General features: G+C 64.8%; 11 protein-coding genes. 6 read left to right on the top strand and 5 right to left on the bottom strand.

What is annotated here, in order from left to right; genetic code table 11:
* Position 1 precedes the first annotated feature (1 nt).
* Positions 2–1,804: an asparagine synthase-related protein gene (locus DPQ64_RS14620; protein WP_115865054.1), complete on the bottom strand. Its 1,803-nt coding sequence runs from the start codon at positions 1,802–1,804 to the stop codon at positions 2–4.
* A gap of 504 nt (positions 1,805–2,308) precedes the next feature.
* Here DPQ64_RS14620 and DPQ64_RS14615 point away from each other — a divergent pair.
* A complete protein-coding gene (locus DPQ64_RS14615; protein ID WP_115865053.1) occupies positions 2,309–3,631 on the top strand; it encodes a glycosyltransferase family 2 protein in 1,323 nt (440 codons plus the stop codon).
* 17 nt (positions 3,632–3,648) lie between these two features.
* Here the strand turns inward: DPQ64_RS14615 and DPQ64_RS14610 are convergent, their stop codons facing one another.
* From DPQ64_RS14610 to DPQ64_RS14595, 4 genes are all read right to left on the bottom strand, one after another.
* Positions 3,649–4,719 carry a glycosyltransferase family 4 protein gene (locus DPQ64_RS14610; RefSeq protein ID WP_115865052.1) on the bottom strand — a complete coding sequence of 357 codons (1,071 nt, stop codon included), beginning with the start codon at positions 4,717–4,719 and terminating at the stop codon, positions 3,649–3,651.
* Between the two features lie 191 nt (positions 4,720–4,910).
* Positions 4,911–5,402, bottom strand: a complete 492-nt coding sequence (locus DPQ64_RS14605; protein ID WP_157971727.1) for a hypothetical protein — start codon at positions 5,400–5,402, stop codon at positions 4,911–4,913.
* Between the two features lie 144 nt (positions 5,403–5,546).
* Positions 5,547–7,721, bottom strand: coding sequence for a DUF7282 domain-containing protein (locus tag DPQ64_RS18915; protein WP_157971726.1), 2,175 nt, complete (start codon positions 7,719–7,721; stop codon positions 5,547–5,549).
* 157 nt (positions 7,722–7,878) lie between these two features.
* Positions 7,879–8,436 carry a metal-dependent hydrolase gene (locus tag DPQ64_RS14595; RefSeq protein WP_115865050.1) on the bottom strand — a complete coding sequence of 186 codons (558 nt, stop codon included), beginning with the start codon at positions 8,434–8,436 and terminating at the stop codon, positions 7,879–7,881.
* Between the two features lie 210 nt (positions 8,437–8,646).
* Between DPQ64_RS14595 and DPQ64_RS14590 the strand changes: the two genes are divergently transcribed.
* From DPQ64_RS14590 to DPQ64_RS14575, 5 genes are all read left to right on the top strand, one after another.
* On the top strand, positions 8,647–9,486 hold the full coding sequence (locus DPQ64_RS14590; protein ID WP_115865049.1) for a hypothetical protein: 840 nt from the start codon (positions 8,647–8,649) through the stop codon (positions 9,484–9,486).
* A 201-nt stretch (positions 9,487–9,687) separates the two neighbouring features.
* Positions 9,688–10,548, top strand: coding sequence for a hypothetical protein (locus DPQ64_RS18910; RefSeq protein ID WP_157971725.1), 861 nt, complete (start codon positions 9,688–9,690; stop codon positions 10,546–10,548).
* 368 nt (positions 10,549–10,916) lie between these two features.
* Positions 10,917–11,735 carry an ABC transporter ATP-binding protein gene (locus DPQ64_RS14585; protein ID WP_115865048.1) on the top strand — a complete coding sequence of 273 codons (819 nt, stop codon included), beginning with the start codon at positions 10,917–10,919 and terminating at the stop codon, positions 11,733–11,735.
* Positions 11,736–11,768: 33 nt separating this feature from the next.
* Positions 11,769–13,007, top strand: coding sequence for an ABC transporter permease (locus tag DPQ64_RS14580; RefSeq protein ID WP_115865047.1), 1,239 nt, complete (start codon positions 11,769–11,771; stop codon positions 13,005–13,007).
* A 55-nt stretch (positions 13,008–13,062) separates the two neighbouring features.
* Positions 13,063–14,280, top strand: a complete 1,218-nt coding sequence (locus DPQ64_RS14575; RefSeq protein ID WP_115865046.1) for an ABC transporter permease — start codon at positions 13,063–13,065, stop codon at positions 14,278–14,280.
* Positions 14,281–14,459 lie beyond the last annotated feature (179 nt).

Below are 14,459 nucleotides of genomic sequence, written 5' to 3'. Positions count from 1 at the left end.
GTCACCGGCGTCCGTCGACGTGGTTCTGTATCCAGTGTTCGAGCGTCGTGATCTGGGCGATGAGGCCGCCGTTGTTCGCCCCGTGCATGTGCTCGTCGAACACCTCGCGGACGGCGTCGGCGTCGAACAGCGCCCGACGACTCGCGTCGTCGAGCAGGTCGACCACGCGTTCGTGGACGCGCGACTCCCGGTTCCGTATCCAGAAGTCCGCGAGCTGTGGGCCGCCGTAGGTCGGCTTCGACCGGAGCCGACCGACGAGCACGTTCGCGAAGAAGCCCGCGACGTGGAGCGGGTACGGCATCGAGGGGTCGAGCTTCGTCCGCTCGTACGTGACGTCCGCGAGGTCGGGGGTGATCCGTCTGCATAGCGCGAGCTTGGCCCGCGTCGTCTCGTAGGGGATCGACCCGCGGGTGAACGGGACTGCCCCTTTGCGAAACCGGGACGGGAGCCGAGAACACCATTCGAGGTAGTCGCCGTCGGCGTGGGGGGTTCGGGTCCCGACGAAGTCCCGCATCACGCGGTTGCTCGTGAGGGTCTTCCGGCTGTAGTAGTTCCGGAAGTGGACGTCGAGTATCTGCTTGCGAACGTCCGTCTCACCAGTGGCCTCGACCTCCTCGCGCAGCGTCGCGAGCGGGTCCACGTCTGGGACGAGAAGCTCGGACACCCGATCGACGCTGGTCGTCGCCTCGCTCAGGTACTGGGACTCGACGGGCGAGGTGACGTTCGTCAGGTGGGGCCGCAGCAGGTGGTCGCCAACCAGTTCGCCCTGCATCCCCTCCATCATGACCGGCGGTAAGGGGTCCACGCCGTAGGTGGCCGAGAGGTTCGCGACGGTGTTCCAGCGCACCATCCCGTCCACGGCGTCGATGGCCCGTTCGAAGTTCCCACCGAACGTCTCGGCCGAGAGCGGGACGTCGGTGAGTTCGACCCCGAGCTTCTCGGCGATCTGGGCCGCGATCTTCGGATTGTCGTTCGTCGGAGGATTGGCGTCGTACGTGTAGGCCCCGAGCGTTCGGAACTCGGCGGCCGGATCCGAGTCCCGCCCGGCTATCGTCTCGATCAGCGCGGCCGCGGTCGTCCGGCTGTCCAGCCCACCGGACAGCCAGATGCCCGCTTCGCTCGGGAGCGTCCGGCTCACCCTGCGAACCGTCTGTCGATACCGGTCGACGAGCCCCGAAATATACGCCTCGTTCGGCCGCATCTCCCGGTAGCTCGGTTTCCAGTACCGGGTGGCGGACCGCTCGCCGTCGACGGCCTCCAGCACCATCGCGGGGCGGATCGCACGAACGCCGTCGACGAGGGTCCGATTCCCCCACGTGCTCCCGAGGAGAAGCACGTCGCTGACCGACTGTCGGTCGACCCGAACGTCGTCCATCCGGGGAACCAGCGCGGCGACCGAGGTCGAGTACCGCAGGTCGCCCTCGGTGATCACGTAACACTGACGAGCGCCGATCTTGTCGGTGACGAGCAGCTGTCGGTCCTCCTCGGAGTCGTACGCGGCGATGAGGAATCCGCCTTCGAGCCGGGCGGCCGTCCCGGCCGGGTCGTCGAACAGCGACTCGAACACGTCCGCGTGTGACGCGGAGAGTTCGGGGAGATTCGTGATCGCGCCGTAGACCACGCCCGCTCGCTTACCGTCGTCCCACGTCGTCACGCCGTGACTGTCGGCCGTGGGACCCGTGACGCCGAGGCTGAACTCGCCCGAGCCGAACACGTCCGCCGCGTCGTCACCGGGACCCGCCACCTCGTCGATCATCGCCCGAGTCGCCGCTCGGTCCAGTCGGCCACCTGCAACGCCGCTCATGTAGGTCTCGGGAAATATTCCATGGATGATTTGTTAACCTTTGTGGCCCGTCTTCGGGCCTTCAGAGGTCGGGTGCGAGCTAGGGGCTGGTGAGCAGTGCCTCCCGACTGTCGCCGCGACGAGTTCCCAGGCCGACTGCGAATGCTGTCGGTCTACCAATCAGTGTCGAGCTGCCGCTTCGTTCGGCCTCGCCAGTCGATTCAACGGTCGAAACGGTCGGCAATCTCATAGGATGACGAATAGCTCTCCGCGATACTCGCCGGAGCACGGATTACGGTCGTCCCCCAGCAGATTCGCCGTGCTCGTAACTGAACCCTAATCCCTACAATCTCGGATTGTAGTCGAAACGGCATCTGAACCGTCTGAGCGCTTTATTAGCGGCCTCGAAGACGTACGCACGAGACGGGCCGTACGGCCCTGCTACGCCAGCCAACGGTGGGGAGACGCCGACTTCGGTGATTCGGTCGAGACTACTCCAGCACGCGCTGCGGGCCCGTACCGAAAATGACACGGGACGAACTAGAGACGCGCAGTCAGCAGCGGGGTGAAGCCGAACAGGTAGCCGTGGGCATCGTCGCCCGCGCCGGGGCGACCGACGCGGTGGTTAGAACTGCACTCCGAGCCAACCAGCGGGGGTACCCCGTCGTCGTGACGTACCCCGGCGGCCGTCGCCCAGCCGCCATCGAACTCCTCGAACAGTTCGACGTGGAGATTCTCGAACCGCTGGAGCCAGAGTCCGACGAGCAGCACCTACGCGACCTGCTCGCGCTGACCGCGCGCGCGAGGTCGTTCGCCGGTATCATCATCCAAGGCGACGACTACGACTGGATCGACTTCGAGTCGAGCGAGGCGAACGTCGACGAGGAGACGTTCGTCGTGGACGCGGTCACCGACGCCGAGACGTCGCTCCCGCCGTCGGTCGGGGTACTCGTCGGCATCCCCGCGTACAACGAGGCCGGAACCATCGCCGACGTGGTCGCCCGCGCCGACGACCACGCCGACCACGTGCTGGTGGTCGACGACGGGAGCACCGACGACACGGTCGAACGCGCCGAAGCGGCGGGTGCCCACGTCCTGCGCCACGAGACCAACAGCGGCTACGGCGCGGCGCTGAAGACCATCTTCGAGGAGGCCCACCGCCGGAACGTCGACCGTCTGGTCGTCCTCGACGCCGACGCCCAGCACGACCCCGAGGACGTCCGACAGCTCCTCGACGAGCAGGAACGAACCGGCGTGGACATCGTCATCGGAAGCCGATTCCTCGGGAGTTCCCGGAGCGAGCTCCCCGTCTATCGCCGCGTCGGCCTCGCGGTGATCAACGCGATGACGAACCTCTCGCTCGCGAACCTGACACCCGACTCGTGGATTCACGACACCCAGAGCGGGTTCCGGGCGTACAACGGGCGAACGGTCGGCATCCTCGCCGAGAGCGACGACGTGGGCAACGACATGGACGCCAGCACGGACATCCTCCACACCGCCTACCGGAACGACTGTGACGTTCGCGAGGTCGAAACCACCATCAGGTACGACGTGGACAACGCGAACAGCTACAACCCCGTCTTCCACGGGCTGTTGCTGGTCTCGAACCTGTTGCAGACCGTCGAGCGCGAACACCCCATCCTGCTGCTCGGCGTCCCCGGATTCGGGCTGTTGAGCGTCGGTATCTTCTTCGGCTACCTGCTGGTGTCGAACTTCGTGCAGACGGGGACGTTTCCGGTCGGGACCGCGATGGCGATGCTGTTTTTCAGCATCGTCGGGCTGTTCTCGTGTTTCACCTCGCTCATCCTGCACTCGTTGAACGTCCACCTGAGAAACGGTATCTGAGAGCTCCAGACGCCGAGTCAGCTGCTCCGGGCGGTCTCGTAAACGCGTTCGGTCCGGCGCGCGACGGACGGCCAGTCGGCGTCCCGAGCCGCGGCGAGGGAGCGCCGACCCTGTGCGTCGAGGTCGGCGTCGGCCGCCGTCTCGATAGCCCGTCGCAGCGCCTCCGGTTCGGCGGGGTCGTACAGTATGCCGCCGTCCTCCGGAACGGTCTCGGGGAGACAGCCGACCCGCGGAACGACGACCGGGGTGCCGAACGACATCGCGATCACCACCGACCCCGAGGTGAGGACACGCTCGTCGAACGGGAGGACGACCGCGTCGGCGGCGTTCAGGTAGATCTGGAACTCCTCGCCCGGAATAACGTCGAGAATCGTCTGGATGCGGTCGTTGCCCGCGGCACCCGACTCGATTCGAGCCCGGACCTCGTCGTTCCACGGCTTGCCAGCGACCACCAGTCGTGCGTCGCCGACGTCCGCTCGTTCGAACGCCGCCACCAGCGAGGGCACCTGCTTGTAGGGCCTGATCGAGCCGATGAAGAGGAACACGCGCTCGTCGGCCGGAAGGTCCAACCGCTCGCGCGCCTCGGCTTCGGTGACGGAGTTCTCGTAGACGTCGACGTAATTGCCGTGCGGGACGACGTGGACGCGCCGCCGGACGCGCTCGGGCAAGCCCAACTCCTCGATGACGGCGTCCTCGGCGGCCGAGCAGTGAACGATCACTCGGTCGCAGAACGTGGTGGCGAACGCGTGCTTGACGCGCCGTTCTACCGTGGGCCACCGTCCCTTGTGCTCGCGGCGGTTGTGGACCGTCCAGACGATGGGCGCGTCCGAGACCAGTCGGAGAACCACCAGTTCGAGGAAGAACTGCGCGATGCGCACCAGCGTGAGGACGAGGCTATCGTCGAGGACGAACTTCCGGATCCACTGGAAGTGTATCACGTCGGGGTCGGACTCGTAGTAGCCCGAAAGCAACGGGAGGACGGTCCGGTACGAGAACGAGACGTCGTGGCCGTGGGCCTCCAGGCCTGCCGCTAACTGCGTCGCGTAGGGGTTCATCCCGTCCTCGTTCGCCAGCAGCAGGACGTTCATCTCCCCGGCGAGTTAGACGTATCCGTGGTTAAGTTTTCGGGGATTAACGGCGCGAGCTCCGAGTAACGCCGCCGAAATCGCCGCTGCGTTCACGAGCGCTTGCGGCCCGTCGAGGCGAAAGCCCGTGTGTCGGGACGCAGCCCGGCCGGCAGAACGAGCGTCGGCCCGTCAGAGCGACAAATCGCCGTCGATCAGAGAGAGATGGATTTGGACTCCTTCGAGACGCTCCCGGCTTCGTCTTTGGCTCGAATCGTCACGTCGATGGAGCTACCGACGGGGAACTGGAACAGTTCCCAGCCCGACGCCGACCCACCGGTGACGTCGGTCACCTCGAAGTTCACGTCGGACGAGGTCTTCGCGACGACGACCTCGACGGTGTCGAGATCCTCGGCGGGGTCCGAGGCGGCCCACCGGACCGAGAACATCCGGTCCTCGCCCAACCGTTCGCTGCTCGACACCGTGAACTCGTCGATAGTGGGGGTCGAATCGGTGGCGTCAGCCTCCCCGCCGCCGTAGGGGACCTGCCCGTAGCCACCCGCTCCGTAGCCGGCGTCGGTCTGGGCCGAGCCCATTCCGGACGTCGCGCCGACTGCCGCGACCGCGGAGCCCGCCAGCTTCAGGTACGAGCGGCGGTCGAGTAGAGATGCCTCTGAGTCGTTCGCTGCCAGTCGTTCGCGTGCCATGCGCACTCGGAAGGCGACGACCACTCAGTATGAACTTTTTGGTCTGCTCGTAAAAAGAGAGAATCCTTTGAAACGATGCGGCCGGGTCAAGGAAGGGAGAGTTCGGTCGCGCCAGTCCGACCCTCCGCGCCGAACCGCCGCGGACTACGCGGACTCGTCCGAGTCGCCCTCGACGGTCACGCTGATAGTCTCGCCGAAGTTGCGGGTGAGCACTTCGAGGAACGTCTGGCCGGGGTCGAGTCCGAGGTCCTGCTTGTCGACTTCGAATCGGACCTCCTCGCTCTCGCCCGGCGCGACTTCGACCTCCTGGGTCTCGACGAGATTACCGTCGACGCGGAGCTCCGCGGTGTCGGTCACGTCCGCGTCGCTCGGGTTCTCCAGTTCCGCGGTCACGACGAGCGTCCCCTCGTCGAGGACGAGCGAGTCCGGCGCGTCGAGTCCGGACACGCGGAGCGACGGCTCCTCGGCGTCGCTCGCGTCCGTTTCTGTCTCGTCGTCAGCGTCGGCCTCGGTCTCTTCGGTGGTCGTGGTCGTCTCTTCCGGCGTGGTCGTCGTCAGTTCCTCAGTCGTCGTCTCCGTCGGCTCCTCGGTCGTAGTCGTCTCCTCCGGCGTCTCCGCTTCGGTGGTAGTCGTCGTGGTCGTCTCTTCGGTGGTGGTGGTCTCCTCGGCCTCCTCGTCGTCGGGCTGGCCCGTCTCCCTCACGGTGACCTGCTGGACCTGCCCGAAGTCGCTGGTGAGGATACCGACGAAGCTGTCGCCGACTTCGACGTCGAGCTCCTGCCTGTCGACTTGGAATCGGACGCGCTCGCTCTCGCCTGCCCCAACCTCGACCTCTTGGGTCGCGATTACGCTACCGCCGACGCGGAGCTGCGCGGTGTCGGTGATCGTCTCCTCGCCGGTGTTCGATAGCTCCGCGGTGACGACCAACTGGCCCTCGTTGAGCACGATGGTACTCGGAGCGGTGAGGTCGGCGACGCTAAGCGAGTCGACCGTCGCCGGCTCCTCGGTCGTCGTTGTGGTAGTGGTCTCCTCGGGCGTGGTGGTCGTGGTTTCTTCAGGCGGGGTCGTCGTCTCGTCCGGCGTGGTGGACGTGGTCTCCTCAGTCGTCGTTGTCGTGGTCGTCGTCTCGTCCGGCGTGGTGGTCGTCTCGTCCGGCGTGGGCGTCACCTCCGCCGGCGGGCCACGGGCGAGTTGGATCGTCACGTCCTCGGGCGCGGTCACGCGGACCATGACGTTCTCGACCTCCACGTCGCGGATCACGAACTGGATGGTCTCCCCGTCCGAGACGTTCTCCAGTTCGTCCGCGTTCAGTATCTCCGTCAGGTCGATGTCGACCGTCTCGTCGGTGACCTCGACGTCCTCGACGAAGACGGTCCGGTCGGGCTCGTCGGCTTCGCCCACGACGAACGAGACGTTCTCGACGTTCGCACTGTCGATCTGGAAGGCGAACACGCGCTCCTCGGGCGGTTCGACGTCCGGCTCTTCGGTGGTCGTCGTGGTGGTTTCGGTCGGCGTCTCAGTGGTCGGCGGCGTATCGGTCGTCGTCGTAGTCGTCGTGGTGGTGGTTTCGGTCGGCGTCTCAGTGGTCGTCGTTTCAGTCGTGGTGGGTGTATCGGTAGTAGTCTCGGTCGTCGGCGGCGTCTCGGTCGTCGTGGTGGTGGTTTCGGTCGGCGTCTCCGTGGTAGTTTCCGTCGTCGTGTCCGCGGTCGTCGTCTCGACGGTCGTCGGCGTCACCGTCTCGGTCGGCGTCTCTGTCGTTGTCTCGGTAGTCGTCGTTTCCGTCGGCGTCCCGGGCTCGCCCTCGACCGTCACGTCGGCGGCGTCGATGACGACCTGATTGTCGACGGTGTACGCGCCGTCGTCGCTCCCCCGCGAGTCCACGAAGTCGTACTCCTCGTTGTCGTTGGTGTCCTGATACGCGACGGCGAGCAGCGTCTGGGACTCGTTCACCGGCTCGTCGAGTTCCACGGTGACGTTCTCGTTGACGCCGGGTTCGAGATACTCCGACACCCCGACGACGCTGTCGAGGACCGACCCGTTCAACAGCTCCGCCGTGTGGACGACGATGAACCCGCCGTCGGTGAGGTTCGCCTCCTCGACGGTGACGGTGGTCCCGTCGGTGGTCTGGTTCTCGAAGGTCACCAAGGTCTCGGTCACGTTCTGGACGTTTTCGGCCGCCGCGGCGCTCGGCTGGACCGCCGAATCCCCGGGCTCCGACGCGGCGAAACTCCCCTGCGACGTTCCGAGCGTCGTGGCTGTCCCCCCGAAAACGAGTAATCCTGTCAGCAGTACGGCTAAGACGGCGTGTCTGCGGCTCATTGTGTTTCTCCCCCGGCTGACAGTCCACGACGAATCGGATAAATCCGAGGGCCAAATGGTCCGGTATTCCCCCGTTACCGCGGGTTGTCGGCGTCCTCGCGCACTGACCGACCGCGGATCTACTCCTCAGGCGTCGAGCCTCTCGCGGGTCGAATCATCAAGCACCGAGCCGACCCCGGACCCAGCGCGGGACCGCCACGAGCACGCCGAGCCCCGGGCGACCATCGCCTATCCAGAGGAGGAAGACGAGGAGCGCCAGTCCGGACTCCACCGCGACGAAAGACGTTAGCGAGAGCCCCTGGAGGTGCGCCGAGAAGCTCGGCTCGGTCGCGTACTCGACCGGCGGGACGAGCGGCCACGCGAGGAATCCGATTCGGTCGTACTCTCCGGCCATCAGTGGGTAGATGGCGTCGGTGAACAGGTGGACGAGGTAGCCGATCCCGAACGCCGTGGCCACCGACCGGGCGTCGTACCGGCGAAACAGGAGGTTGAGCGTGACGATGACGAGAACCGCGGTCAGAAGCGAGTGGGCCAGCGACCGGCCGTTCGGGATGAGACCGAACGACCACGCCAGCGGCTTGTCCACGATGTCCGGAAACTGGGTTCCGAACGCGAGCGCGACGGTGCCCCATCTATCGGGTCGTCGACGGAATCCCAGATGGACGACGACCGAGTAGACGAGATACCCTGCGGCGAGATGCCCCCACGGCCACATGGAGTCCGGTTCGCGGCCCGCGGTGTTAGCCCTTGGGCCCGCGGCGGCGGGACGCCGGGTAGCTACTGACGAACGACAGCACGTGCGACAATTAGTGAAGTTCAAATCGGAAATAAATGATATTCTTTTTTACCACCGATATTGACTTTTGTGTGACGGAATGGCGGGAAACGGCCGACAGTCCACGACGAAAACCGCAGTTTCCCACGCATGGAGAAGAGAAAGATGAGAGCTCACCTCCGAGCAACGTTTGCCGACAGTAAGTTGGGTGTTTTTCTAAACCAGCGAGCGAATAACTTCGCCTCCGACTACCCATTTACTGCTGCGAAACTCCGTTACTACACCTATCGCCTCACGAAGGGGCCAGCTCCACGACCGTTCGATATTTACGTCGTCGATCCAAACGCTATCGACAGGTACGTCGAGTGGACGCAGTTCGGCACGTTTCCATACGCGGGGAGAATCGTCTCGGGAACGTGGGACCGCGATGCCGAGCCGCTTACGTCCCTCGCCAAGTATTCGCTTATCCGACAACACTTCGCCGGCGAAATCAGCGCTCAGGAACTCACCAGCGAGGATTTGATCGATCACGGGTATCCAGCAGTCGAAGCCGTTCCCTACGACAATTACGGATACGGAAAGTACCTCGACATCCTCTTTCGGTCTTTGGATGACAACGGCGTACTTCTCCAAGAGACGCTAACGGCCGAAAAGCGAAGTCGAAGCCGATACGATTACGTCGCGGTGAATATCGGCCGCGACGGGGAGTTACTCTTCGACGAGAACGGCTGCCATCGTTTTACTATCGCGCAGGAACTCGACGTATCGATTCCGGTTCGGATCGATGCCATTCACAGGGAGTGGTACGAAGAACACGGTCACCCAAAATCGCACGCGGAGTTGAACTACGCTGGCTACGTCCCGATTCCGTGGACGAACCTCCCGGCTTTGGATAGAAGGACTGCCGAGATCCTTCACGGACCCCGGATAGAACGACACGCAAGCGAAAGTTCACGTCGGAACGTCACCGCACCGGAATCCAGTCCGTAGAACTGTCATATTTACGCGTCGATTGAACCGGCATCGACGACGCATCTCCGGAGTCAGCCAGTAGCCAGAGACGACCTGAGCAAATCGCCTGTGATTGATTTGATCCCTCGGCGAGCCGAACAAGCGCGCATAAATTAGTCTCGTGAACATTCAAAGCCACAGTGCTCTTTATATGGGAAGCCGTGTAAGGACCGTAGCGAAATGTCCGACTTTTCCGAACTTCCGAAACGATGCTTACAGTTGGGTAGGACCTCGTGGGACGTCTACCACAGGGAAGGTGCCGCGCAACTGATAAAATCGGTAGCTAACTTTCTTTCCACTCATGATTCCCGCGAGTATGCCTTGGCTATTTTAGAGTATTGTAAGTACAAGCACGAATATGGCTCAAGTGCACCACACCCACATGATTTAGTTTATATTAATCCGGTTGAAATAAACAAGTGGATCGACTACACGAAAATACAGGAGATAGATTACTTAGAGCACGGGACAGTAATAAGAGATGGGGATTGGGACCTGCAATTCGTAAGAGAGGGAAGGACGAAACCCAGATTCAAGAAGATGGCAAAATCCTTTGAAAGACATTTCGAGGAAGGAACACCGTGGGAAGACACCGAACTGTACCAGTATGCGTTAGAAACGCCGGACATCCACGAGATGTACGATCCTGATAATGGAAACTTAGAAGAAAGGCTGTCGAAATTGGATGAACTGTACAAAGAACTGGACGAAGTGGGATACAAGACTCAACGAGAGCTGGACTACCAAGGATTGTTATCAGAAAGATCCAGTGCAGAAATCCCATGGTTTGTTCCGCCAGAAGTTCACGAAATTGAAATTGCCGTAACGAGAAACGGGGACCTTGTTTGGTGGGGTGGAAACCATCGCTTGCACCTAACAAAGATTCTCCAACTCAAGGGGATACCTGTAAGAGTCGTTCTCCGCCATAAGAATTGGCAAGATTTACGCGCAGAGATTGCGCGGGCAGACTCGATCGGCGAACTAAGCCAGAAAGCAAGAGAGCAGATAACTCATCCTGATATGCAGGATGTAATTACGTGACAACTCTATTTCATTTCCTCAATATTTGTTTTCGGTTCCCCCTAATCACAGTACAAAATCGGATTTTTACTGCCAGTTGTAGTCTCGACAAGGGCGACGCGCCGAGACCACAGACATATCAGTGAGAATCGATTTTGGCATCAGTAATCTTATCGATCGACAGTACCCCGGGGAGGCACATCACATCTACAAATGCGTTCCTCGGGAGCGGCCGGCCGGATTCCGATTCCCCCTCCCGGTTCCCGTCCCGGCCGGTCGGAAAACCACCCAGAAGGGACGCCAATGGTTGATTTAACCCGTCGCCGAGCCAAACTGCCTGAAACGCTAAGTGCGTTCGCGTGGTTCGTTCGGACGTTCTGGTGGGGGAGATGGACGGAAGCACGCGAACAGCGACGGAGGAATCGGACGGGAGAGCCGACACTGCGGAGGGCACCGAGGCCATCACGGAAGACAGCGAGGCCATCGTGGAGTGTTCGAACGTCACCAAGCGCTACGAGCGGTCCGGCGGCGGTGGCTGGTTCTCGTTCGGAAGCGGCGGCGAGGACGACCGGCCGACAGTCACTGCGCTGTCTGACGTGTCGCTGACCATCGAACCCGGCGAGTTCGTCGGGCTGTCGGGACCGAGCGGGAGCGGCAAGTCCACGCTAGTCCACCTGCTCGCGGGCCTCGACGAGCCCACGGAGGGGACCGTCATGCTCGCGGGTCAGAACGTGTCGTCGCTCTCGAAGCGACAGCTCACCCGCCTGCGACTCGAACGGGTCGGCATCGTGTTCCAGCGGTTCCACCTCCTGCCGTCGCTGTCGGCGCGGGCCAACGTCGCACTCCCGCTGGTCGAGCGCGGGGTGGGCAAGCGCGAGCGCCGCGAGCGCGCGAGCAATCTGCTCGAACGCGTGGGGCTCGGCGACCGGATCGGCCACCGGCCGGGGGAACTCTCCGGTGGGGAACAGCAGCGCGTCGCGGTCGCCCGCGCGCTGGCCGGCGACCCGCTCGTGGTGCTCGCCGACGAGCCGACCGGCGAACTCGACACCGAGACGGGCGCGGCCGTCCTCGATCTGCTCGGGGACCTCGCCGACGACCGGGCGGTGGTGCTGGCCTCCCACGACGGGCGGGCGCTCGACCGGACCGACCGCGTGATTCGGCTGCTCGACGGGCAGGTGCAGGACGATGGACAGGTGCAGGATGCGTGAGAGGATGGTCGGATACAGCGAGGTGATACGTAGATGTCGTCGCTGACTCGCTGGGCTGGACTCGTCGGGGTGGCGCTGCGCCGGACCGCGACCAAGGCCACCCGAACCGCGCCGCGCCAGACCGCGGTCAGCGTGCTCGGCGTCGCCATCGCGGTGGCGCTCATGCTGGTCGTCACCGCGACCGGGCTCGGCCTCGTGCAAGGGACCACGGTCCGTGGCGACGCGGTGGACTACTGGGTCGTGCCCGAGGGCGGCGGCGCATCCACGATGGTCGTCTCCGCCTCCTCGGCACAGCTTGGCGACGTCCACGACAAGAGCGCGGCGCTCGTCGACGACGACCGGGTCGAGTACGCCTCGCCGGTGTTGATCTCCGTGTTGGAAGTGAGTTCGGGCGGCCAGAGCCAGTACGTCCTCGGCGTCGGGGTGATTCCTGACCAATCGCTCGGTAAGGTGGCGGGGCTTCCGACCGGGGCGCTGTCGCCCGGCGACCCCTACTACGCCGACGGGAACTACGACGGCGAGTGGACCGGCGAGGCGGTGCTGTCCGAGCGGGCCGCCGAAGTACTGGGCGTCTCCGAAGGCGGGAGCCTCACGGTCGCGGGCGCGACCTCGGGCGACGGGAGCCGTGAGATTGGCGTCACCGCAGTCGAGTCGGCGGACGTCGAATCTGGGCTGTCGGGCGTGCCGGTGATGATCGCCCACCTGAGCGAACTGCAGGCTATCACCGGCGCGTCGTCGGCTGATTCCGCCGACCAGATCCTCGTCCAGTCGAACGCGGCCGGGCTGGAGTCGGCGCTCGAAGACGAGTTCCCCGGCGCGACCGCGGTGACCCGCTCGGGGTTCACCGCCCAGCAGTCGGTGGACTCCGAGCTCCCGCTCGCGATGGGGCTGGCCGCCCTGCTGGTCGCCATCAGCGTCGGCGCGCTGTTCGTCGCCACCACGCAGGGGTTGCAGGTCGAGGCCGACAGCGAGCAGTTGGCGACCCTCGCAGCCATCGGAATCTCGGGGCGCGCGCGAGCGACCCTGCTCGCGGTACAGGCGCTCGCCCTCACGCTCGTCGGGGGCGCGCTCGGGGTCGTCCTCGCGTACGCGGCGACGCTCGTCACGAACTGGGCAGCCGTCCGGGCGCTCGCGCCGGTTCCCATCGCGAACTTCCACCCCGCGCTGGTGGCGTACGGGCTGGCGGTCGCCGCGCTCATCGGGCTGCTGGTCGCGCCGTACCTGCTCGTGATGGAGCGCCGGACCGACGCCATCACGGAGGTGATTCGGTGAGGGAATCGCGCGGTACTCCGGGTACGAGAATCGAAGCTCGCGCAGAGGTGGGCCGATGAGCCGGCTCCGCGTCGCAGCCGGGGTCGCGCTCGCCCAGCTCCGCCACGACCGGGCGCGGACCGTCCTGGCCGTCGTCGGCGTGGCGGTCGCGGTGCTGTCGACCACGCTGCTGGCCAGCATCGGCTTCGGCGTGGTCGAGACGGGCCAGCAGAAGTTCGACGCCTCGGGTCGGGACCTCTGGATCACGGGCGGCACGCTCTCGGGTGGCTCGGGCGGCGGATTCGGCGCGTCGATCCTGAACGCTCACGAGGTTTCGGAAGATCTCGACGCCCGCGACGACGTGCGGTCGTCCATCCCGATGTCGTTCAAGTCGGTGTACGTCGGCAACGGCTCCGGGGAGATGAAGACCCTCGTCGGGGTGGGCGTCCTCGGCGGCGGTCCCTTCGTCCAGGTGACCGAGGGCTCGGGCTTCGAGGAGCCCGACACCCACTACGCCGACGGGAGCTACGACGGCCCGATGACCAACTCGGTCATCATCGACTCCCGCACCGCGGCGTTGTTCGACGTGGGCGTGGGCGACACGCTCCAGATCGGCGGATCGGTCGAGAGCGCGCGCCAGCACCAGTTCACGGTGGTCGGCATCTCGCCGACGTTCTCGGGGTTCCTCGGCGCGCCGACCGCCACGGTCCACCTCAGCGAACTCCAGCAGGTCACGGGCTCAACCGGGACCGACGCGGCGACGTTCATCGCGGTCGACCTCGAACCGGGCGCTGACCGGCAGGCCGTCGAGGCCCAGCTACAGGAAGAGTATCCCGACTACGAGGTCCGGACGAATCAGGAGCAGATGCAGTCGGTGCTCCAACAGAACGCGGTGGTGCTGGCGGTCGGCGGCGCGCTGGTCGTGCTCGCCGTCATCGCGGGCTTCGCGCTCACGGTGAACGTCCTCTCCATCGTGGTGTTCCAGCAGCGCGAGGAGCTCGCCGCGCTGACCGCGCTCGGCGTCTCCTCCCGGACGGTGGTCGCCATGGTCGCCGCGCAGGGCGTCCTGCTCGGCGCGCTTGGCGGGATTCTGGGGCTGGCGGTCACCCCGCCGGCCGCGCTCGCGCTGAACTACGCCGCGGCCGAGATCGTCGGCTTCGAAGGGCTGGTGCAGTCCTCGGCGTCGGTGCTGGCGGTCGGCGGCGTCATCGCGCTGGTCATCGGCACCGCGGCGGCCGCAGTCGCCGGCTGGCGCACGGTCCGGACGGTCGGGATCGACGCGCTCCCGAACTGAACCGGGTTTTACGTTCGGCGCGTCACTTTCGGCTTCGGACTCGATATTTGATCATTCACTCTGGCGCGCGCTGTCTCGACCTTCGACCCGGCGCGTGCTGAATTATCTCGCCTTCCAGCGTACGCTGACTTAACAATCCACCCGGCGCGTGCGGGCGCGGCACGAGGCCGCGCCCGCAC

This window comes from Halorussus litoreus, assembly GCF_003382685.1.
Taxonomy (GTDB): domain Archaea; phylum Halobacteriota; class Halobacteria; order Halobacteriales; family Haladaptataceae; genus Halorussus; species Halorussus litoreus.
This window is presented reverse-complemented; position numbering and strand designations above follow the sequence as displayed.